The sequence below is a fragment of the Actinokineospora fastidiosa genome (assembly GCF_014648415.1).
Classification (GTDB): Bacteria; Actinomycetota; Actinomycetes; order Mycobacteriales; family Pseudonocardiaceae; genus Actinokineospora; species Actinokineospora fastidiosa.
The window spans coordinates 64,255-85,274 of record NZ_BMRB01000001.1 but is presented as its reverse complement, the minus strand read 5'-3'; the positions used below and the strand labels follow the sequence as shown (position 1 = coordinate 85,274).

General features: G+C 74.4%; 16 protein-coding genes. 13 read left to right on the top strand and 3 right to left on the bottom strand.

Annotated features, from left to right (window positions below; all coding sequences use genetic code 11):
• Positions 1–60: 60 nt before the first annotated feature.
• Genes IEY98_RS00330 through IEY98_RS00320 form a run of 3 tightly spaced genes read left to right on the top strand, consistent with a single transcriptional unit; the run spans position 61 to position 4,986 of the window.
• Positions 61–2,127, top strand: a complete 2,067-nt coding sequence (locus IEY98_RS00330; protein WP_189208262.1) for a molybdopterin oxidoreductase family protein — start codon at positions 61–63, stop codon at positions 2,125–2,127.
• Entirely contained in the window at positions 2,124–3,560 is a 1,437-nt protein-coding gene (locus IEY98_RS00325; protein ID WP_189208261.1) for an FAD-dependent oxidoreductase, read from the top strand. Before IEY98_RS00330 ends, IEY98_RS00325 begins: the two co-directional genes overlap by 4 nt.
• Before the next feature lie 55 nt (positions 3,561–3,615).
• Complete coding sequence (locus tag IEY98_RS00320) at positions 3,616–4,986, top strand: MFS transporter (protein ID WP_189208260.1); 1,371 nt, start codon at positions 3,616–3,618, stop codon at positions 4,984–4,986.
• On the opposite strand, the gene IEY98_RS00315 is transcribed toward IEY98_RS00320, so the two are convergent.
• Positions 4,987–5,568: a hypothetical protein gene (locus IEY98_RS00315; protein WP_189208259.1), complete on the bottom strand. Its 582-nt coding sequence runs from the start codon at positions 5,566–5,568 to the stop codon at positions 4,987–4,989.
• Between the two features lie 213 nt (positions 5,569–5,781).
• Between IEY98_RS00315 and nirB the strand changes: the two genes are divergently transcribed.
• The 7 genes from nirB (at position 5,782) to IEY98_RS00280 (ending at position 12,368) form a co-directional block, all read left to right on the top strand.
• Positions 5,782–8,298 (top strand): nitrite reductase large subunit NirB, encoded by a 2,517-nt coding sequence (nirB, locus tag IEY98_RS00310; protein ID WP_189208258.1) that lies wholly within the window; start codon positions 5,782–5,784, stop codon positions 8,296–8,298.
• A complete protein-coding gene (nirD, locus tag IEY98_RS00305) occupies positions 8,295–8,639 on the top strand; it encodes a nitrite reductase small subunit NirD (RefSeq protein WP_189208257.1) in 345 nt (114 codons plus the stop codon). Before nirB ends, nirD begins: the two co-directional genes overlap by 4 nt.
• On the top strand, positions 8,636–9,793 hold the full coding sequence (locus IEY98_RS00300; protein ID WP_229786387.1) for a uroporphyrinogen-III synthase: 1,158 nt from the start codon (positions 8,636–8,638) through the stop codon (positions 9,791–9,793). Before nirD ends, IEY98_RS00300 begins: the two co-directional genes overlap by 4 nt.
• A complete protein-coding gene (locus IEY98_RS00295; RefSeq protein ID WP_189208255.1) occupies positions 9,790–10,461 on the top strand; it encodes a sirohydrochlorin chelatase in 672 nt (223 codons plus the stop codon). Before IEY98_RS00300 ends, IEY98_RS00295 begins: the two co-directional genes overlap by 4 nt.
• A gap of 175 nt (positions 10,462–10,636) precedes the next feature.
• The gene (locus IEY98_RS00290) at positions 10,637–11,584 is read left to right on the top strand and encodes a pirin family protein (protein WP_189208254.1); all 948 of its coding nucleotides are present in this window, start codon (positions 10,637–10,639) and stop codon (positions 11,582–11,584) included.
• Between the two features lie 5 nt (positions 11,585–11,589).
• A complete protein-coding gene (locus IEY98_RS00285) occupies positions 11,590–11,955 on the top strand; it encodes a tetratricopeptide repeat protein (RefSeq protein ID WP_189208253.1) in 366 nt (121 codons plus the stop codon).
• A 218-nt stretch (positions 11,956–12,173) separates the two neighbouring features.
• Positions 12,174–12,368: a hypothetical protein gene (locus tag IEY98_RS00280; protein ID WP_189210180.1), complete on the top strand. Its 195-nt coding sequence runs from the start codon at positions 12,174–12,176 to the stop codon at positions 12,366–12,368.
• Here IEY98_RS00280 and IEY98_RS00275 read toward each other — a convergent pair.
• Positions 12,365–12,652 (bottom strand): MGMT family protein, encoded by a 288-nt coding sequence (locus IEY98_RS00275; RefSeq protein ID WP_189208252.1) that lies wholly within the window; start codon positions 12,650–12,652, stop codon positions 12,365–12,367. The genes IEY98_RS00280 and IEY98_RS00275 overlap by 4 nt on opposite strands.
• A complete protein-coding gene (locus IEY98_RS00270) occupies positions 12,649–13,386 on the bottom strand; it encodes an alpha/beta fold hydrolase (protein WP_189208251.1) in 738 nt (245 codons plus the stop codon). The genes IEY98_RS00275 and IEY98_RS00270 overlap by 4 nt, the downstream gene beginning before the upstream one ends.
• Positions 13,387–13,401: 15 nt before the next feature.
• Here IEY98_RS00270 and IEY98_RS00265 point away from each other — a divergent pair, with 15 nt between their 5' ends.
• From IEY98_RS00265 to IEY98_RS00255, 3 genes are all read left to right on the top strand, one after another.
• Positions 13,402–16,623 (top strand): ATP-dependent helicase, encoded by a 3,222-nt coding sequence (locus tag IEY98_RS00265; RefSeq protein ID WP_373292293.1) that lies wholly within the window; start codon positions 13,402–13,404, stop codon positions 16,621–16,623.
• Positions 16,620–19,889 carry an ATP-dependent helicase gene (locus tag IEY98_RS00260; protein WP_189208249.1) on the top strand — a complete coding sequence of 1,090 codons (3,270 nt, stop codon included), beginning with the start codon at positions 16,620–16,622 and terminating at the stop codon, positions 19,887–19,889. The genes IEY98_RS00265 and IEY98_RS00260 overlap by 4 nt, the downstream gene beginning before the upstream one ends.
• Before the next feature lie 63 nt (positions 19,890–19,952).
• Entirely contained in the window at positions 19,953–21,017 is a 1,065-nt protein-coding gene (locus IEY98_RS00255; protein ID WP_189208248.1) for a potassium channel family protein, read from the top strand.
• Positions 21,018–21,020 lie beyond the last annotated feature (3 nt).

Below are 21,020 nucleotides of genomic sequence, written 5' to 3'. Positions count from 1 at the left end.
GGTAACACGCCCTGCATACGTTCGGAAGTGCCCCAACCGCCGCCGGATCAGGAGACGGGCATGACGAACGTGGCCGCCCCCGCCGTCGACACGCACTGCCCGTATTGCGCGCTGCAGTGCGGAATGCGGCTGTCCGGCGCGCGGGTGGAGCCCCGCGAGTTCCCCACCAACCGCGGTGGCTTGTGCCAGAAGGGATGGACGTCGGGCGCGCTGCTCACCACCGCGCACCGGCTGACCACCCCGCTGGTCCGCGTCGGCGGCGAACTCGTGTCCGCGTCGTGGGACGACGCCCTCGATCTCATCGCGCGAAAGCTGAGCGCGCTGCGCGCGGAGCACGGTCCGGACTCCGTCGCGGTGTTCGGCGGCGGCGGGCTCACCACCGAGAAGTGCTATCTGCTCGGCAAATTCGCCCGGGTCGCCCTCGGAACGTCGCAAATCGACTACAACGGACGCTTCTGCATGTCCTCCGCCGCTGCGGCGGGCACGCGCGCGTTCGGCCTCGACCGCGGGATGCCGTTCCCCATCACCGATGTCACGCGGGCCGACGTCGTCCTGCTCGCGGGGGCCAACCCTGCCGAGACGATGCCGCCGTTCCTGCAGCACGTCCGCAACGCCGCCAACTCCGGCGGTCTCATCGTCGTCGATCCGCGCCGCACGCCCACCGCGGAGCAGGCGACCTTGCACCTGCAGCCGCGCCCGGGCACGGATCTGGCCCTGGCGCTGGGAATCCTGCACGCCGTCGTCGCCGACGGCCATGTGCGCGGGGATTACGTCGCCGAGCGCACCACCGGGTTCGAGGCCGCGTGGCGGATCGCCGCGGCCTGGTGGCCCGAGCGCGTCGAGCGGGTGACCGGCGTCGCCGCCGCCGACCAGCGCCGGGCCGCCGCCCTGCTGGCGGGCGCCGACCGCGCCGTCGTGCTCACCGGGCGCGGGACCGAGCAGCACGCGCGCGGCACCGACACCGTCTCCGCGTGGATCAACCTGGCACTGGCGCTCGGCCTGCCCGGCGTCGCCGGGTCCGGCTACGGCTGCCTGACCGGCCAGGGCAACGGCCAGGGCGGTCGGGAGCACGGCCAGAAGGCCGACCAGCTGCCCGGCTACCGCCGCATCGACGACCCGGCCGCCCGCGCCCACGTCGCCGGGGTCTGGGGCGTCGACCCGGACTCCCTGCCCGGCGTCGGCCGCTCGGCCTACGAGCTGCTCGACGCGCTCGGGACCGAGGGCGGGCCGAAGGCGCTGCTGGTGTTCGGCAGCAACGTCGTGGTCTCCGCGCCGCGCGCCGGGCACGTCGCCGACCGGCTGTCCGCCCTCGACCTGCTCGTGGTGGCCGACTTCGTGCTCTCGGAGACCGCGCGCCGGGCCGACGTCGTCCTGCCGGTCACGCAGTGGGCGGAGGAGGACGGCACGCTGACCAACCTGGAGGGCCGGATCCTGCGGCGCGTGAAGTCCGTCGACCCGCCGGACGGGGTGCGAAGCGACCTGTCCGTGCTCCGCGGGCTGGCCGTCCGCCTCGGCCAGCCCGCCCACCGCTTCCCCGACGACCCGGACGAGGTGTTCGCCGAACTGCGCCGCGCCTCCCGGGGCGGGCCCGCCGACTACTCCGGGATCACGCCGGAGCGGCTGAGCGCGGGCGAGGAGCTGTTCTGGCCGGTGCCCGACGAGGACCACCCGGGCACGCCGAGGATGTTCCTCGACAGCTTCGCCCACCCCGACGGCCGCGCCCGGTTCGTCCCCGTCGACCACAGCGGGCCAGCCGAGCCGGTGGACGACGAGTACCCGCTCATCGCCACGACCGGGCGGGTCCTGCAGCACTACCAGTCCGGGGCGCAGACCCGGCTGGTGCCCGAGCTGGTCGACGCCGTGCCCGAGGTCCACGTCGAGGTGCACCCGGACACCGCCGCCCGCGCCGGGCTCGTCGAGGGGGCATGGGCGCGGGTCGTCTCGCGCAGGGGCGCGACGCGCGCCCGGGTCCGGCTGGTCGCCTCGGCCCGGCAGGACACGGTGTTCCTGCCGTTCCACTTCCCCGGCGCGCAGCGCGCCAACCTGCTCACCAACCCCGCGCTCGACCCGACGAGCCGGATGCCCGAGTTCAAGGTCTGCGCCGTCCGCCTGGAGGTCATGACATGAGCGCGCGCCGCGTGGTGGTCGTCGGCTACGGCATGGCGGGGGCCCGGCTGGCCGAGGAGATCCGCCGCCGGGACCGCACCGGCGAGCGGGTGGCGCTGACCGTCATCGGCGCCGAGCCGCACGCCGCCTACAACCGCGTCCTGCTGTCCGCCGTCGTCGCGGGAACGATGGACGCGGACGCGATCCGGCTGCAGGACGCCGACTGGGCCGAGCGCACCGGCGTCGACCTGCGGCTGGGCGTCGCCGTCACCGCCGTGGACCGCGACGAGCGGCGCGTGCGCCTGTCCGACGGGTCCGCTGTGGACTACGACGCGCTGGTGCTGGCCACCGGCAGCACGGCGTGGGTGCCGCCGACCGAGGGCCTGCGCACCGAGGACGGCGCGCTGGCCGAGGGCGTGGCCTGCTTCCGGGACCTCGACGACTGCGCGGCCATCGTCGGCCGCGCGCGGCCCGGCGCGCCCGTCGCGGTGCTCGGCGGCGGCCTGCTCGGCCTGGAGGCCGCCCGCGGCCTGGCCGGGCGGGGCGCGCTGGTGACCGTCGTGCACCCCGTCGGCCACCTGATGGAGCGCCAGCTCGACCCCGGGGCCGGGGCCGTGCTGGCCAGGACGCTGGCCGGACTGGGCATCGAGTTCCGGCTGGGCCGCCTCGCCGCCCGCTACGTGCCCGGCGACGGCCTCAAGCTCGACGACGGCGCCCACGCCCCCGCAGACCTGGTCGTCGTCTCGGCGGGCGTGCGCGCGGAGACGACGCTGGCCGAGGCGATGGGCCTGGAGTGCGACCGCGGCGTCCTCGTCGACGACGCCCTGCGCACCAGCGACCCGCGCGTGCACGCCATCGGCGACTGCGCCCAGCACCCCGGCACCGTCTCCGGCCTGGTGCAGCCAGCGTGGGAGCAGGCCGAGGTGCTCGCCGACCTGCTCACCGGCGCGGCCCCGGCCGCCCGCTACCGCGGCACGCCGGTCGTCACCCGGCTCAAGGCCCGCGGCGTCGACCTTGCCGCGCTCGGCGAGGTGCACGCCGAGGACGCCGACGCCGAGATCCTCTGCCTCCAGGACGCGACCCGCGGCCGCTACGCCAAGCTCGTGCTGCGCGAGGACCGGGTCACCGGCGCCATCCTGCTCGGCGTCCCGGACGCGGCAGCCGCCGTCACCCAGCTCTACGACGCCAAGACCCCGGCCCCGTCCGACCGCCTCGCGCTCCTGCTCGGCCGGGCCCTCCCCGCGGCGGGCGCCCCCGCGCACAGCCCCGCCGACCTGCCCGCGACGGCTGTCGTGTGCCGGTGCAACACCGTCTCGAAGGGACAGTTGGTGAAGGCGTGGCGCGGCGGCGCCTGCTCGGTGGCCGACCTCGCCGCCACCACCCGGGCCACCACCGGCTGCGGCGGCTGCGCCGAGGCGGTCCGCGGCATCGCCGACTGGCTGGCGAAGGCCTGATTCTTCCCCGTTTCGAGCTGTCGAGTGAGTTCAGCGCGCTCTCAGGAGGACCTGTATGACGACCGAGTCGCCGTCCGTTCGCGCCGGGCGATGGATCGACCACTGGGAACCGGAGGACCCGGACTTCTGGGCGCGCACCGGACGCCGGACGGCCACCAAGAACCTCGTGCTGTCCATCTTCGCCGAGAACCTGGGCTTCAGCGTCTGGGTGCTGATGAGCATCGTCGTCGTCAGCCTCAACTCGGTGGGCTACGACTTCTCCGTCGGCCAGACCTTCTGGCTGCTCATCGTGCCCAACCTCGTGGGCGCCGCGCTGCGGGTGCCCTACACCTTCGCCGTCCCGCGCTTCGGCGGTCGCCTGTGGACGACCGTCAGCGCGGGCCTGCTGCTGATCCCGTGCGCCATGCTCGCCTACGCCGTGCTCAACGTCGGCACGCCGTACTGGTTCTTCCTGCTGACCGCGGCCGCGATGGGCTTCGGCGGGGGCAACTTCTCCTCGTCGATGGCCAACATCTCCTTCTTCTTCCCCGAGGGCAAGAAAGGCCTGGCGCTGGGCCTCAACGCCGCGGGCGGCAACCTCGGGGTCGCGCAGACGCAGCTGCTGGTCCCGTTCGCGATCAGCATCGGGACCGGCGTGAACCTCGCCTACGCCGCCCTGATGTGGCTGCCGCTCATCATCCTGGCCGCCGCGGGCGCCTGGTTCCTCATGGACAGCATCACCTCGGCCAAGCCCGACGGCACCTCCTACCGCGAGGCGCTGTCCAACAAGCACACCTGGGTGATGTCGTTCCTCTACATCGGGACGTTCGGCTCGTTCATCGGCTTCTCGTTCGCCTTCCCCGTGCTGATCAAGATCGCCTTCGTCGAGCACGCCGGGTTCGTCGGGCTGGCGTTCATCGGCGCGCTGATCGGCTCGCTCACCCGGCCGTTCGGCGGCTGGCTCGCCGACCGGGTGGGCGGCGCGCGGATGACCGTGCTCGTCTTCGCCGGCATGGGCCTGGGCGCGGTCGGGGTCATGGCCAGCGTGGCCACGGGCAGCTTCGCGCTGTTCTTCGGCTCGTTCGTCTACCTGTTCGTGCTCAGCGGCATGGGCAACGGCTCGACGTACCGGATGATCCCCATGATCTTCTCCGCCGAGGTGCGCGCGCGGGCGACCGAGACCGGCGAGGACGCCGACTCCGCGGTCAAGCGCGCCAAGCGGCAGGCCGCCGCGGTCGTCGGCATCGCTGGCGCGGTCGGCGCGTTCGGCGGGGTGCTGGTCAACCTGGTCTTCAAGTTCTCGCTGGAGAGCGCGCGGACGCTCACCCCGGCGCTGATCGCCTTCCTCGGCTTCTACGCGCTGTGCGTCGGCGTCACCTGGTGGTTCTACCTGCGCAAGTCCTTCGCCGTGCGGCGTGCGCCCAGCCTGGCCTACGCGGGCGTCTGACTAGGCGTCGGGCAGTTCGGCGAAGATGTTCTCGGCGATGCGCCGGGTGACCACGCACGGCTCCTCGACGGCCTCGTAGGTGCCCAGCACGGTCAGGTGCGAGCCGTGCTCGTGGGCCTGCCTGCCCGCGTCGATGGCGACCGAGATCCCGCAGTCCTTCCCCGCCGAGCCGTCGACCTCGTAGGTGGTGTTGCCGAACAGGTCCTCGGTGCGCCGGTAGCTGGGCGTGCCGGGCGGCTCGGCGCGGAAGAAGACCGACGCCGTCGTGATGCCCCGGTTGTACGGCAGCGCGTAGCGGCACAGCTCGGCCGTCGACTCGTGCTCGCGCACCTCCACGTCGATGCCGGTCGCCTGGGCGAGCGCGGGCAGGAAGCGCTCGCAGTCCAGTTCGGCCGCCACGGCCTTGGGCAGGGCGACCGTCACCGCGGCCGCCTTGGCGGGCACCACGGACGCCGGCGGCGGCTCGGTGTCGACCACCGTGGAGCGGGGCGCCCGCGCGGCCGGGGAGCCGGGCGCGCAGGCCGGGAGGAGCGCGAGGGTCAGCGCGGCCGTCACCAGCGCCGCGCACGTTCGGAGACGCACGGCGACGACGGTAGGACGCGCGTTACCCGAAACCCAAATTACCGCCGGGAAATCAACCGATCGTGCGCGGCGTCACCCGCACGGGTTGCGCGGTGCTGAGGGGAGACATCCGTAACCGGCGGGAAACAACCAGGAATCCCCGGTGATACGGGCGAATCAGAGCATGACGGCACGGGTCCACGCCGAGTCGGCCCGAGCGGAGGAGGGCAACGCATGACGCGGACTGTGGTCGTCGTCGGGCACGGCATGGTCGGGCACCGCCTCGTCCAGGCGCTGCGCGACCGCGACGCCGAGGGCGCGTGGCGGGTCGTGGTGTTCGCCGAGGAGGGCAGGCCTGCGTACGACCGGGTCGCGCTCACGTCCTATGTGGACGACTGGGACGCCGCCCGGCTGGAGCTCGACGGCGCGCGGTACGCCGGGGACGACGCCGTCGCGCTGCACCTGGGCGACCCGGTGACCGCGATCGACCGGGCCGCGCGCGCGGTCACCACGGCGTCGGGCCGCGTGCAGCCCTACGACGCGCTCGTGCTGGCCACCGGCTCCGCGCCGTTCGTGCCGCCGGTGCCCGGCCGCGACCTGCCCGGCTGCCACGTCTACCGCACCATCGAGGACCTCGACGCCATCCGCGCCTCGGTCGAGCGGGCCAGGACGGGCGTGGGCCGCGGCTCGGCGATGGTCGTCGGCGGCGGCCTGCTCGGGCTGGAGGCGGCCAAGGCGCTGCGCGACCTGGGCGTCTCCCCGCACGTGGTCGAGCTGGCGCCCCGGCTGATGCCGCTGCAGGTCGACGACGGCGGCGGCGCGCTGCTCAAGCGGCTGATCGAACGGCTCGACGTCACCGTGCACCCGGGCACCTCGGCGGCGGCCATCGAGGCCGACCGGGGCAGGCTGCTGGCCAGGCTGGCCAACGGCACCGAGCTGGACCTCGACCTGATCGTCTTCTCCGCGGGCATCCGGCCCCGCGACCAGCTCGCCAGGGACTGCGGCCTCGGCGTCGGCGGGCGCGGCGGGATCGTGGTGGACGCGGCGTGCCGCACCACCGACCCCGCCGTCTACGCCATCGGCGAGTGCGCGCTGGCCGACGGCAGGGTCTACGGCCTCGTCGCCCCCGGCTACGCCATGGCCGAGGTCGTCGCCGACCGGCTGCTGGGCGGCGCGGCGGAGTTCACCGGCGCGGACATGTCGACCAAGCTCAAGCTGATGGGCGTGGACGTCGCCAGCTTCGGCGACGCGCACGCGGCCACCGAGGGCGCGCTGGAGGTCGTGGTCAACGACGCCGTCGCGGGCACCTACCGCAAGCTGGTGGTCTCCGACGACGCGAAGACCCTGCTCGGCGGTGTCCTGGTCGGCGACGCCACGGACTACGCGAGCCTGCGCCCGCTGGTCGGCCGCCCGCTGCCCGCCGAGCCCGGCGCGCTGCTGGCCCCCGCGGGCGGCGGTGGCGGCGTCGGGGTGGGGGCGCTGCCGGACGAGGCGCAGATCTGCTCGTGCAACGCCGTCACGAAAGGCGACATCCGCGGCGCGATCCTGGAGCAGGCCGCCGATGACGTGCCCAAGATCAAGGCCTGCACGCGCGCGGGCACGGCGTGCGGGTCGTGTGTGCCGATGCTCAAGCAACTGCTCGCCTCCTGCGGCGTCGAGCAGTCCAAGGCCCTGTGCGAGCACTTCACGCACTCGCGCGCCGAGCTGTTCGAGATCGTGCGGGCGACCGGGATCACCACGTTCAGCGAGCTGGTGGCGCGGCACGGCAGCGGGCGCGGGTGCGACATCTGCAAGCCAGCGGTCGCCTCGATCCTGGCGTCGCTGGGCAACGGGCACATCCTGGCGGGGGAGCAGGCGGGCCTGCAGGACACCAACGACCGCTTCCTGGCCAACCTGCAGCGCAACGGCACGTACTCGGTGGTCCCGCGCATACCCGGCGGCGAGATCACCCCAGCCAAGCTCATGGCGATCGCCCAGGTCGCGGCTGACTTCGGGCTCTACACCAAGATCACCGGCGGGCAGCGCATCGATCTGTTCGGCGCCACCGTCGACCAGCTCCCGGCCATCTGGCGGCGGCTGGTGGACGCCGGGTTCGAGTCCGGCCACGCCTACGGAAAGGCGCTGCGCACGGTGAAGTCGTGCGTCGGGTCCACCTGGTGCCGCTACGGCGTGCAGGACTCCGTCGGCCTGGCCATCGAGCTGGAGCTGCGCTACCGGGGCCTGCGCTCGCCGCACAAGCTCAAGTCGGCGGTGTCCGGCTGCGCCCGCGAGTGCGCCGAGGCCAGGGGCAAGGACTTCGGCGTCATCGCCACCGAGACCGGGTGGAACCTCTACGTCGGCGGCAACGGCGGCACCCTGCCCCGGCACGCCGACCTCCTGGTGTCCGATGTGGACAAGGAGACGCTGGTCAGGGTGATCGACCGGTTCCTGATGTTCTACATCCGCTCCGCCGACCGCCTGCAGCGCACGTCGGTGTGGCTGGACTCCATCGAGGGCGGCCTCGACCACGTCCGCGATGTCGTCGTGCACGACAGCCTCGGCATCGCCGAGGAGCTGGAGGCCCAGATGGCCGAGCACGTCACCGGCTACGCCGACGAGTGGGCGGGCGTGCTCGCCGACCCGGAGAAGCTGGCCCGGTTCACCTCGTTCGTCAACGCCCCCGGCGCGCCGGACCCGACCATCTCCTTCCGCGCCGAGCGCGGGCAGTCGGTCCCGGTGCCGCTGGGCATCCCGGAGGTGGTCTCCCGATGACCAGTACCGTTCCCGCCCCCGCGTGGACCGCCGTCTGCCCGCTGTCGGCGATCGAGCCGGAGACCGGCGTGGCGGCGCTGCTGCCCGACGGCACCCAGGTCGCGGTCTTCCGCACCCGGGACGCGGTGTACGCGCTGGGTAACATCGACCCGTTCAGCCAGGCCGCGGTCCTCGCCCGCGGCATCGTCGGCGATCTGCGCGGCACGCCCGTGGTCGCCTCGCCCATGCACAAGCAGCGCTTCGACCTGCGCACCGGCGAATGCCTCGACGACCAGGGCGTGTCGGTCCCCACCTACCCGGTCCGGGTCGTGGGTGGAACCATTCAGCTGGGGCGCCCGTGACCGCGCTCCTGGAGGAGACCGCCGTGACCGCGACCCAGGTCGGCCCGCTGGCCGGTTACACAGTGGGGGTCACCGCCGCGCGCCGCGCCGACGAGCTGGGCGCGCTGCTGGAGCGCCGCGGCGCCGAGGTCCTGCACGGCCCCGCCATCCGCATCGTCCCGCTCGCCGACGACAGCGAGCTGCTGGCCGCCACGACCGGGCTGCTGGACGGCCCGGTGGACGTCGTCGTGGCCACCACCGGCATCGGCTTCCGCGGCTGGATGGAGGCCGCGGAGGGCTGGGGCCTCGGCCCGGCGCTGCGCGCGGCGCTGACCGGCGCTGCCGTCCTGGCCAGGGGCCCGAAGGCCAAGGGCGCGGTCCGCGCGGCAGGCCTGGTGGAGGCGTTCTCCCCGGAGTCCGAGGCCAACGCCGAGGTCCTCGCCCACCTGCTCGACCAGGGGGTGGACGGCAAGCGGATCGCCGTCCAGCTGCACGGCGAGCCGCTGCCGGACTTCACCGACACCCTGCGCCGCGCGGGCGCCGAGGTCGTGGAGATCCCCGTCTACCGCTGGACCGCCCCCGCCGACCCCGCGCCCCTGGAGCGGCTGATCGAGGCGGTGCTGTCCGGGCAGGTGGACGCCCTCACGTTCACCAGCGCCCCGGCCGCGGCCAGCACTCTCGACACCGCAGACCGCATGGGCAAGCTGGACGCCCTGGTGGACGCCCTGCGCACCCGCGTGCTGGTGGTGGCGGTGGGCGCGATCACCGCGGGCCCGTTGGCAAGGCACGAGATCCCCGCCGTCTGGCCCGACCGGGCGCGCATCGGCGCCCTGGTCCGCCACCTGTCGGACACGATCCCCACCCGGGCCACCCGCGTCACCGTCGCCGGACGGGAGCTGGAGCTGCGCGGCCAGGCGGTGCTGGTGGACGGCGACCTCCGACCGGTCGCCCCCGCGCCCATGGCCCTCCTTCGCGCGCTGTCGGCCACGCCCGGCCGAGTCCTCTCCCGAGCGACCCTGGCGGGCGTGCTGCGCAGGCACTCGGGCCGGGAGTCCACCGTGGACGAACATGCGGTGGAGACGGCGGTGGGCAGGCTCCGCGCTGCCCTCGCCGTCCCCGGCGTGGTCCAGACCGTCGTCAAGCGCGGCTACCGCCTGGCGGTGCCCACCCCATGACCCTGATCCTGGTCGCGCACGGCACCAGGTCGGCGGAGGGCACGGCGGTCACGTACGACCTGGCCGACCAGGTGCGCGATCTCCTCCCCGAGGTCCCGGTCCGCGTGGCGTTCGCCGACGTCCGTCGCCCGAACCTGACCGATGTCCTCCGCACGGTCCACGACCCGGCCGTCGTCGTCCCCCTGTTCCTGTCGGCCGGGTACCACGTCCGGGTCGACGTCCCGGCCCAGATAGCCGCCTCCGGCCGCCCGGCGAGCATCACGCCGCATCTGGGCCCCGCGCATCCGCTGATCGCCGCCACCCACGACCACCTGACGACGGCAGGCTGGCGCCCCGGCATCCCCGTCATCCTGGCCGCCGCGGGCTCGACCGACCGTCGCGCGCAGTCCGAAACCCGCAAAGCGGCACTGCTCCTGGCCGCCCGCACAGGCTCCCCGGTCACAGTCGCCTACGCCGCCACCGCGCAACCGACCATCGCCGAGGCGGTAGCCGCGGCCCCCGGTCCAACAGCGGTGGCGACCTGGCTCCTGGCCCCCGGCCTGTTCCACAAGAGGATCACCGAGAGCGGGGCGGAGATCACCACGCCGCCCTTGGCGGCCCACCCCAAACTCCTGGACCTGATTGCCCGCAGATACACCGAAGCCCGCGTCTACGAACGCGCCGCATGAACAAAGCGCGCGTATGGCGGGAAGTCGGGGCGGGAGACGTCGCTATCGCCGACCATCCGGCATCGGCGGGCCGGTGGCAGGCGCGGGACCGCCCGGAATAATTGCACCCGCAACCAGGTTGACCCGGACAACCGCGCCACCACCTCCGGTGGCCACCCGCTCCGAGGAGGCCGTCATGCCCGCCGTGACCGCCGACACCCTGACGCTGCCGCGGCTCCCGCGGCTGCCCGAGACCACCGCGTGGCGGCGCGCCGCCACGGTCGTCAAGGCGCAGAAGTTCCTCGAAGGCGAGGGCTTCCAGGTCCGCCGCCCGTTCCCGGGCGTGGACCTCGCCATGGCCGACCCCTTCCTGCTCCTCGACCACATGGGCGCCGTCGAGTACGCCCCGGGCGAGGCCAGGGGCGCTCCGTGGCACCCGCATCGCGGGTTCGAGACCGTCACCTACATGATCGACGGCGCCATGCAGCACACCGACTCCATCGGCGGCGGCGGCCTCATCACCGACGGCGCCACCCAGTGGATGACGGCGGGCGCGGGGATCCTCCACAACGAGGTGCCCCCGCAGGACATGGTCGCCAAGGGCGGGCTGTTCCACGGCGTGCAGCTGTGGGTGAACCTGCCCCGCACGCTCAAGCTGGCCCAGCCCCGCTACCAGGACATCGGGGCCGCCGACGCCCGGCTGCTCTCCAGCGACGACGGCGGCGTCCTCGTGCGCCTCATCGCGGGCGACCTCGCGGGCCACGCGGGTCCCGGCGCCACCCAGACGCCGATCACCTACGTGCACGCGTCCGTCGCCGCGGGCGCGCGGCTGGCCGTGCCGTGGCCCAAGGAGTTCAACGCCTTGGTCTACGTCCTCAGCGGCAGCGGCGTCGTCGGTCAGGAGGACCGGCCGCTGGAGGAGGGCCACCTGGCCGTCCTCGGCCCCGGTGACGCGCTGACGCTGCGCGGCCGGTCGGCGTGGGAGGTGCTGGTGCTGGGCGGCCGTCCGATCAACGAGCCGGTCGCGCGGTACGGGCCGTTCGTGATGAACACGCGACAGGAAATCATCCAGGCTTTCGAGGATTACCAGGCGGGCAGGCTGGGGCAGATTCCGGCGGCCCACCTCGGATCCACAGTGGAGTGAGGGAAATGACCGACGTCCTCGACCTTTTCACCCGGGGCAGGCTGTTCCGCGAGAGCGGCGACCCGGCGACCGCGGCGCGGCTGCTGGCCGAGGCCGCCGTCCTGGCCCCCGAGCGGGCCGTGCTCACCGAGCTCGCGCTCGCGCAGTTCCAGTCCGCCGCACTCGGCCCGGCCGAGCGCACCGCGCGCAGGCTGCTGGACATGGACCCGTCCGACGGTTACGCGCACCTGCTGCTCGGCCGCGCGCTCTCCCGGGCCAACCGGCACCGCGAGGCGCTCCCGCACCTGCGGATGGCCGCGGCGATGGACCCGAGCCCGGAACTGGACTCCCTGGTTGCCGACGCCGAGTCCCGGGCTGGCTCAGTCCATTGAGGACCACGCAATCACGGTGGCGCCGCATATCGGGAACGATTGAATGTCGGTAGCGTGCGGTGATGCGATCATAACGGTATGAGGTGAGTCTGTTCGGGGGGTTGAATCGATCACATTCCCCTGAAAGAGTGAATTCCGTTCACGGTAGGTCTCGCCGTGGGGTGTTCCATGCAGCGACCTCGACGCTCTCCCCGGCGGCCTGCTTTGAGGAGGAATCGATGACGCTTGCCCACGAAACGGCTCCGGTGATCGGCCGCGCCGCCGCCCGCGAGCAGGAGACACGGCACCACGCGGAAGCGTGCGCGAAGGCGATGCTCACCGTCGCCGATCACGCCACCGACGCCACGGACTGCAAACTCCTGCTGGAGATGCTCGGCCTGGACACGGCCAACCGAGAGGCCGTCACGACCTAGCCGGACCAGCGGTACCGGCGCAGGTCGACCCGGTCCCCGTCGGCGAGCACACCCTCGGCGCGCAGCAGTTCCAGCTGCCGTCGGACGATGTGCGGCGCGGGCACGCCGGTGGCCCGCAACACCCGATGCCACGGCAGGTCGTGGCCGTCCTCGCGCAGGACGCGCCCGACCAGCCGCGGCGTCGAGGCGCCCGCCATGGCGGCGATGTCGCCGTAGGTCGACACGTGCCCGGGCGGGATGGCGCGGACGAGGTCGCGGATGCGCTCGTGCAGTTCCTCGTTCACCTCAGCCCGGCCACCAGCTCGCCGACGCGCTCGGGCCGCTCCAGATAGACGACATGCCCGCAGTCGACGTCGACCACCTCGACGTCGGCGCCCTCGCAGGCGCGCAGGTACTCCGCGCCCACGTACGCGGCGCCGAGCGCGCGCACCATCACCGCGCGCACCCTCGGCACGGGCGCGGGCCTGCACATCTCGCTCCACGCCGTCGCGATCGCGGGCGGGCAGTAGCGCGGGTGCCACCCGCGCTCGGTCTGCGTCCAGTGGGCGGCGACCTCTTCCTCGATCACGTCGTCGCTCGCGGTCGGCCAGTCGCCGCGCTGGGCCGCAAGCGCTTGCGCGCGATCGGCCACGGCCTCGCCTGCCGACAGCGCGTTGGCCAGCGCGTCCTCGGGCCGCACGTATACGGCCGGGTCGAGCAGGAGCAGTGAGCTCACGCGCTCCGGCGGCAGGTGCAGGGCCACGACGCCGCCGAAGGAGTGCGCGACCACCGGCACCGGGCCGAGCCCCCGCGTCTCCAGCACCGCGGCGACGTCGGCGGCGTGCTGCTCCAGCGTCCACGGCGGCAGCGACGGCGACCGGCCGTGCCCGCGCAGGTCAGGGGCGATCACCCGGTGCCCGGGCAGCTGCTCGGCGGCCAGCCGCCGGAAGCGGCCGCCGTGCCCGGTGACGCCGTGCAACATCACCACCACGGGTCCGTCGGCGGGACCGAATTCGTGCACATGCAGGGCGTCGGCCATGGCCGGAATCCTCCCATGGGCGTGCCGCGCGCCGGACCGTCGCGGGCGCGTGGTGCAATCGGGGGCGTGGCTGGCGGAAGCTCCCCCTTCGCCCCGCAGCTCGTCCGGCGACCTGCGGCAGCGGGGCGCGCCACGAAGTGGGACGCCGACGCCCTCGGCGTGCTGGAAGGGGCGGGCGGGTTCGTCCGCGTGCTCGGCGGTCCGGGCAGCGGCAAGACCACGCTGCTGGCCGAGGCCGCCGCCGACCGCATCGCGGGCGGGGTCCGGCCCGACCAGGTGCTGGTGATCACCACGAGCAGGCGCGCGGCCACCGACCTGCGCGCCCGGATCACCGCCCTGCTGACCGAGCGCGGCGAGGGCTCCCGCACCGTCCGCGAGCCGCTGGTCCGCACCGTCCACTCCTACGCCTTCGCCGTGCTGCGCATCCAGGCGATGATCCACAATGGCCCTGGCCCCCGGCTGCTGACCGGCCCCGACCAGGACGCGGTGATCCGCGAGCTGCTGGAGGGCGACGCCGAGGACGGCGCGCAGGACTGGCCGGAGCGGCTGCGCCCGGCGCTGAAGGTGCCCGGGTTCGCCGAGGAGCTGCGCGACCTGCTGCTGCGCGCCGCCGAGCGCGGGCTCGGCCCGGAGGACCTGATCGACCTCGGCAGGAAGCACGGCCGCGACGAATGGGTCGCCGCGGGCGTGTTCGGCCAGCAGTACGAGGAAGTCACCCTGCTCCAGGGCGCGGCGGACAGCGGCATCGCCCACACGACCGCGCCCGCGCTCGACGCCGCCGAGCTGGTCGCCAGCGCCCTGATCGCGTTCCGCACAGACGAGGAGCTGCTGGCCGCTGAGCGCGCCCGCGTGCGCCACCTGCTGGTCGACGACGCCCAGCACCTCGACCCACTGCAGTTCCGACTGCTGACCACGCTCGGCGAGTCGGCGAAGGAGTTCATCCTCGCCGGGGACCCCGACCAGGGCGTGTTCTCCTTCCGCGGCGCGGACGTCCGCCTCATCCGCGACGCCGAGCCCGACCGGACCGTCGTGCTCGGCCGCGGCCACCGCATGGCGCCCGCGGTCCGCCGCGCGGTCGCCCACCTGGCCGCCCGCCTGCCCGGCGCCCGGCCGAGGACCGACAGGAGCAAGGCCGAGGGCGGGACCGTCATGGTGCGGCTGCATGCCTCTGCGGCGGCCGAGGCGTCCTGGGTCGCCGACCAGCTCCGCCGCGCCCACCTGATCGACGGGGTGCCGTGGTCGGACATGGCCGTGATCGTGCGCTCGGCGACCCGGTCCGTCCCGGTCCTGCACCGGGCCCTGGCCGCGGCGGGCGTGCCGGTGGCCGCGCCGGGCGACGAGCTGCCGCTGGCCCAGCAGCCCGCCGTGCGGCCGTTGCTGGCGGTGCTGCGCTGCGCCGCGTCCCCTGACCAGCTGGACCCCGCGACCGCGGAGCTGCTGCTGTCCTCCCAGCTCGGCGGCGCGGACCCGTTGGCGCTGCGCCGGTTGCGCCGGGGGCTGCGCAGGCTGGAGGTGGCCGCGGGCGGCGACCGGTCCAGCGACGACCTCCTCGTCGAGGTGCTCACCGACGAGGACCGGCTGACCGCACTCGATGACGCCGAGTCCGGGCCCGTCCGCCGCGTCGCGGCCCTGCTGTCGGCCGCGCGCAAGGGCATCGCCGACGACATCGGCCTCGAACGCCTCCTCTGGGACCTCTGGCAGGGCAGCGGCCTGGAACCCCGCTGGGTGGCCACCGCCGCGCGCGGCGGGCCCGTCGGCGCGCAGGCCGACCGCGACCTCGACGCGGTCGTGGCGCTGTTCCACGCCGCCGAGCGCTACGCCGACCGGCTGCCCGGCTCCGGGCCGGGCGAGTTCGTCGAACACCTCGTGGGACACCGCATCGCGGGCGACACGCTGGCCGCGAGCGCGCCGCAGGGCGAGGCCGTCGCGATCCTCACCGCGCACGCCGCCGCCGGTCGCGAGTGGACGGTCGTGGCGGTGCCGGGCGTGCAGGAGGGGGCCTGGCCGGACCTGCGGCTGCGCGGCTCGCTGCTCGGCGTGGAGCGGATGGTCGACGTGCTCTCCGGCGTCGACCTCGCCGAGGAGGTCTCGGCGACCGCGCCGCTGCTGGCCGAGGAGCGCAGGCTGCTGCTCGTCGCCGCCAGCCGGGCCCGGCAGAAGCTGCTGGTCAGCGCCGTGCGCGGCGAGGAGGAGCAGCCGTCGCGGTTCCTGGCCGAGGTGGCGGGCGTCGCCGAGGAGGAGTCCGACGACCCGGTCCCGATCGCCAAGCCCGAGCGCGCGCTGGTGCTGGCCGACCTCGTCGGCGAGCTGCGCCAGGTGGTCTGCGACGGCGCGACCGAGCCCGGCAGGCGCGCGCTCGCCGCGCGGCAGCTGGCCCGGCTGGCCGCCGCGGGCGTGCCCGGCGCGCACCCCGACGAGTGGTACGGCCTGCCCGAGATGTCGACCGTCGTGCCGCTGCGCGACGCCGCCCGCCCGGTGCGGGTGTCGCCGTCGGTGGTCGAGGTGCTGGTCAAGTGCCCGCTGCGCTGGCTGGTCGAGCGGCACGGCGGGTCCGACCCCGCCGAGCTCGCCGCGGTGACCGGCACCCTGGTGCACGCGCTGGCCCAGGCCGCGGCCGCGGGCGCGTCCCGCGCGGACCTCATGCGCGAGCTGGACCGCGCGTGGTCGTCGGTGGACGCGGGCGCGCCCTGGTTCTCCAAGCGGGAGCAGAACCGCGTCCGCGCCATGGTCGACACGTTCCTGGACTGGCTGCACGCCACCCGCGGCGAGCTGACCCAGGTCGCCGTCGAGCGGGACGTGCGCGTGGACCTGCCCGACGGGGTGAGCGTCAGCGGCCGCGTCGACCGGCTGGAGGCCGACGCCGACGGCCGCCCGGTCATCGTCGACATCAAGACCGGCAAGTCGCCGGTGAGCGCGGAGGCCGCGCAGGAGAACCCGCAGCTCGCGGTCTACCAGCTGGCGGTCGCCTACGGCGCGTTCGCCGAGGACGGCCTCGCCCGCGAACCCGGCGGGGCGCGGCTGCTGTACGTCGCCAAGCGCGCGCGCGGCAAGGCGACCGAGCGCGGGCAGGCGCCGCTGGACGCCGAGGCGCGGGAGCACTGGCTCAAGATCGTGCGCGAGGCCGCCCAGTCCACCGTGGGCCCGGACTACGTCGCCATGGAGAACCCGGACTGCCCGCGCTGCCCGGTCCGCACCGCGTGCCCGCTCAACCCGAGCGGCCGCCAGGTGACCGAATGAGCCTGCCCCTGCCGGGTCTCGCGCTGGTCAGCCCGGCCGAACTGGCCCACGAGCTCGGCATCGCCGCGCCCACCCCGGAGCAGGCCGCGGTCATCGCCGCGCCCCCGGAACCCGCGCTCGTGGTCGCGGGCGCGGGCGCGGGCAAGACCGAGACCATGGCGGGCCGGGTCGTGTGGCTGGTCGCCAACGGCCTGGTCACCCCCGACCGCGTGCTGGGCCTGACCTTCACCCGCAAGGCCGCCCGGCAGCTCGCCGACCGCGTCCGCGCGCGGCTGCGCAGGCTGGCGGGGGCGCGGCTGCTGGACAAGCTGGACCCGACCGGCGAGCGCCGCGCTGCGGTGTACGCGGGCGAGCCGACCGTGCTGACCTACCACGCGTACGCGGGCAGGCTCGTCGCCGAGCACGGCCTGCGGCTGCCGGTCGAGCCGGGCGCGCGGCTGCTCACCGAGACCGCGTCCTGGCAGGCCGCCCACCGCGTGGTGTCGACCTGGAGCCAGGACCTCGACACCGACCTGGTCCCGGCGACGATCACCCAGCGCGTCCTGCAGCTGGCGGGCGAGCTGGCCGAGCACCTGGTCGACGAGGACGCGTTGCGCCGCAGTGCCGACGAGCTGTGCGCGCTGATCGAGTCCGCGCCCCGGGCGAAGGGACAGCGCCAGGACCTGTCGCAGAAGCTCAGGGAGGTCATCGTCACGCAGCGCTTCCGGGTCGCGCTGCTGGCCCTGGTCGACGCCTACACCGAGCGCAAGCGCCGGGAGGGCGCGATCGACTTCGGCGACCAGATGTCGCTGGCCGCCCGGCTCGCCGAGACCCACCCGGAGGTCGTGGCGGGCGAGCGCTCCCGCTACACCGCGGTCCTGCTCGACGAGTACCAGGACACCGGCCACTCCCAGCGCGTGCTGCTGCGCGCGCTGTTCGGCCTCTCGCAGTCCTATCCGGACGCCGAGCCGATGACCGTGACGGCCGTCGGCGACCCCGCGCAGGCCATCTACGGCTGGCGCGGCGCGAGCGCGGCCAACCTGCCGCGCTTCGCCACCGACTTCCCGCGCCGCGACGGCGGGCGGCTCGTCCCCGCGGCGAAGTACGGCCTGCTGACCAGTTTCCGCAACCCCGCCGAGGTGCTGGACCTGGCCAACGCGATCTCCGCGCCGCTGCGCGCCAACGGCCTCGAAGTGGACGAACTGCGCTCCCGCCAGGGCGCGCCAGCTGGCGATGTCACGCTCGCCCTGCTGTCCGATGTGGACACAGAGGTGCAGTGGGTGGCCAACCAGGTCGCCGACCGCTGGCACGCCGCGCTCCAGGCCGACGGCAAGGCCCCGACGGCCGCGGTGCTCGTGCGGCGGCGGGCCGACATGGCCGACCTCGCCACCGCGCTGCGCGAGCGCGGGCTGCCGGTCGAGGTGGTCGGCCTCGGCGGCCTGCTCGACGAGCCGGAGGTCCGGGACCTGGTGAGCGCGCTGCGCGTGCTCATCGACCCGCTCGCGGGCACCGCGGCCGCCCGGCTGCTCACCGGGTCGCGCTGGCGGCTGGGCGCGGCCGACCTCGCGGCGCTGTGGGCGCGGGCGCGGGAGCTGTCCGGGACGTACGCGACCCCGCAGGAGGGGCCCTTCGACGCGCTGCCGGGCGAAGGGGTCGAGCAGGCGGGCCTGGTCGACGCCATCGACGACCCCGGCGAGCGGGAGGCGTACTCGGACCTGGGATACCGCCGGATCCGCGCGCTCGGCGCCGAGTTGCGCGCCCTGCGGCGCAGGCTGGACCAGCCGCTGCCCGAGCTGGTCGCCGACGTGGAGCGCACCATGCAGCTCGACATCGAGGCCACCGCCCGCCGCGGCGGCGCGGGCCGGGCGCACCTGGACGCCTTCGCCGATGTCGTCGCCGACTACGCGCGGGCAGCGCCCTCGGCGAGCCTGGCCGCGCTGCTGGACTACCTGCGCACCGCGGAGGACGCCGAGGACGGGCTGGAGCCGGGCGAGGTCGAGGTCGCCGACGACCGGGTGCAGATCCTCACCGTGCACTCGGCCAAGGGCCTGGAGTGGCGCATCGTCGCCGTCCCGCACCTGGTCGACTCGGTGTTCCCGACCAAGCGCCGCGGCGGGTCGTGGCTGACCTCGGTCACCGAGCTGCCCGCCCACCTGCGCGGAGACGCGCAGGACCTGCCCGTGCTCAACCTCGGGTCGGCGGGCAACCGCAAGGAGGTCGAGGCGCTGCTGGAGGAGCACAAGGACGCCTTCGCCGAGCGCGCCCTGCTGGAGGAGCGCAGGCTCTGCTACGTCGCGCTCACCCGCGCCGAGCACTCGCTGATCGTCTCCGGGCACTGGTGGGGCAAGACCAAGTCCACCCCGAGCGGCCCGTCGGAGTTCCTCACCGAGCTGGCCGGGTACGCCGAGGCGGCGGGCTGGACCGACGTCGTGGAGATCTGGGAGTCCCCGCCGCCCGACGGCGCGGAGAACCCGCTCTCGGCCAAGGTGAACACCGCCCAGTGGCCCGCCGACCCGCTGGGCGAGCGCCGCGCCGACGTCGTCGCCGGGGCCGAACTCGTGCGCGCCGAACTCGCCGCGCTCGGCGACACCCCCGACGACCCACCGGACGACCCGGACGGCTGGGTGCGCGACACCGACGTCCTGCTCGCCGAGCGCGCGGCGGCCGCCGCCCGGCGCGAACGCGTCGCGCTGCCTGAGCAGCTCTCGGTCAGTCAGCTCGTCGAGCTGGCCGCCGACCGCGACGCGCTCGCCCGCAGGCTGCGCAGGCCGCTGCCCTACCCGCCGAACCCGGTCGCCCGCCGCGGCACCGCCTTCCACACCTGGCTGGAGCGCCGCTTCGGCTCCCGCGCGCTGATCGACCTCGACGAGCTGCCCGGCGCCGCCGACGACGACGCCGCGCCCGACGACGACCTCGACGCGCTGCAGGCGGCGTTCCTGCGCTCGTCGTGGGCCGACCGCGTCCCGCACGACGTCGAGGTCCCCTTCGCCACCGAGATCGACGGGTTCGCCATCCGCGGCCGCATGGACGCCGTCTTTCGCGACGACGACGGCGGCTGGACCGTCGTGGACTGGAAGACCGGCGCGCTGCCCGACGCCGAGCGGCTGCCCGCCCTGACCGTGCAGTTGGCCGCCTACCGCCTGGCGTGGGCCGGTCTCGCGGAGGTGCACCCGGACCAGGTGCGCGCGGCCTTCCACTACGTCCGCCACGACCGCACCCTGCGGCCAGCCGACCTGCTGGACGCCAACGGCCTGCGTGATCTGCTGCGCTCCGTGCCCCTCGACTGACGTCCCCTGGGCCGAGCGGGTTAACCTTCGCCACGTGACGCGGATCGCTCGGGGATGGGCCCGATGACCCGGTTCCGGTCGGCGATGCACGAGTTGTCCGACCGCTCCGAGCACGACCTGGTCGGCATCATCCGGATGCCCGCGTCCCGGGTGAGCCCGGTGACGTCGATCATGCGGCGGGTGATCGGCGCGCTGCTGGCGCTGACCGCGACGGTGCTGATCGTCTACCTCGACCGGGACGGCTACCGGGACGTCAACGAGGACGGCGTGAGCTTCCTCGACGCGTTCTACTACGCCACGGTGTCGCTGTCGACGACCGGATACGGCGACATCACCCCGTACAGCGAGTCGGCCAGGCTGGTCAACATCCTGGTGATCACGCCGCTGCGGGTGCTGTTCCTGATCGTGCTGGTCGGCACCACGCTGGAGGTGCTCACCGAGCGCTCCCGGCAGGCGTTCAAGATCCAACGGTGGAGGACGAAGGTGCGGGATCACGTGGTGGTCGTCGGCTACGGCACCAAGGGGCGCTCCGCGGTGAGCGCGGTGCTCTCGGACGGGGTCGACCCGAGCCGCATCGTCGTCGTCGACCAGGACCAGGCGATGCTCGACGCGGCGTCGCTGCTCGGGCTGGTCACCGTGCACGGCTCGGGCACCCGCTCCGACGTGCTGCGGGTGGCAGGCGTGCCCAGGGCGCGCTCCATCGTCGTCGCCGCCAACCGGGACGACTCGGCGGTGCTGATCACGCTGACAGCCCGCGAGCTCGCCCCGAAGGCCCAGATCGTCGCCGCGGTCCGGGAGACTGAGAACGTGCACCTGCTGCGCCAGTCCGGCGCCAACCAGGTCGTGGTCTCCAGCGAGACCGCCGGGCGCCTGCTGGGCATGGCCACGCACACCCCGACCGTGGTCGGCCTGGTCGAGGACCTGATCACCCCCGACGAGGGCCTGGCGATCTCCGAGCGCGAGGTCGAGGAGAGCGAGATCGGCGGCTCGCCCCGGCACCTGTCCGACATCGTGCTGGGCATCGTCCGCGCGGGCACGCTCTACCGCGTCGACTCCTCCGAGGCCGACGCGATCGAGCGCGGCGACCGCCTGCTCTACATCCGCAAGGTCACCCCGGCGTCCGACTGAGGG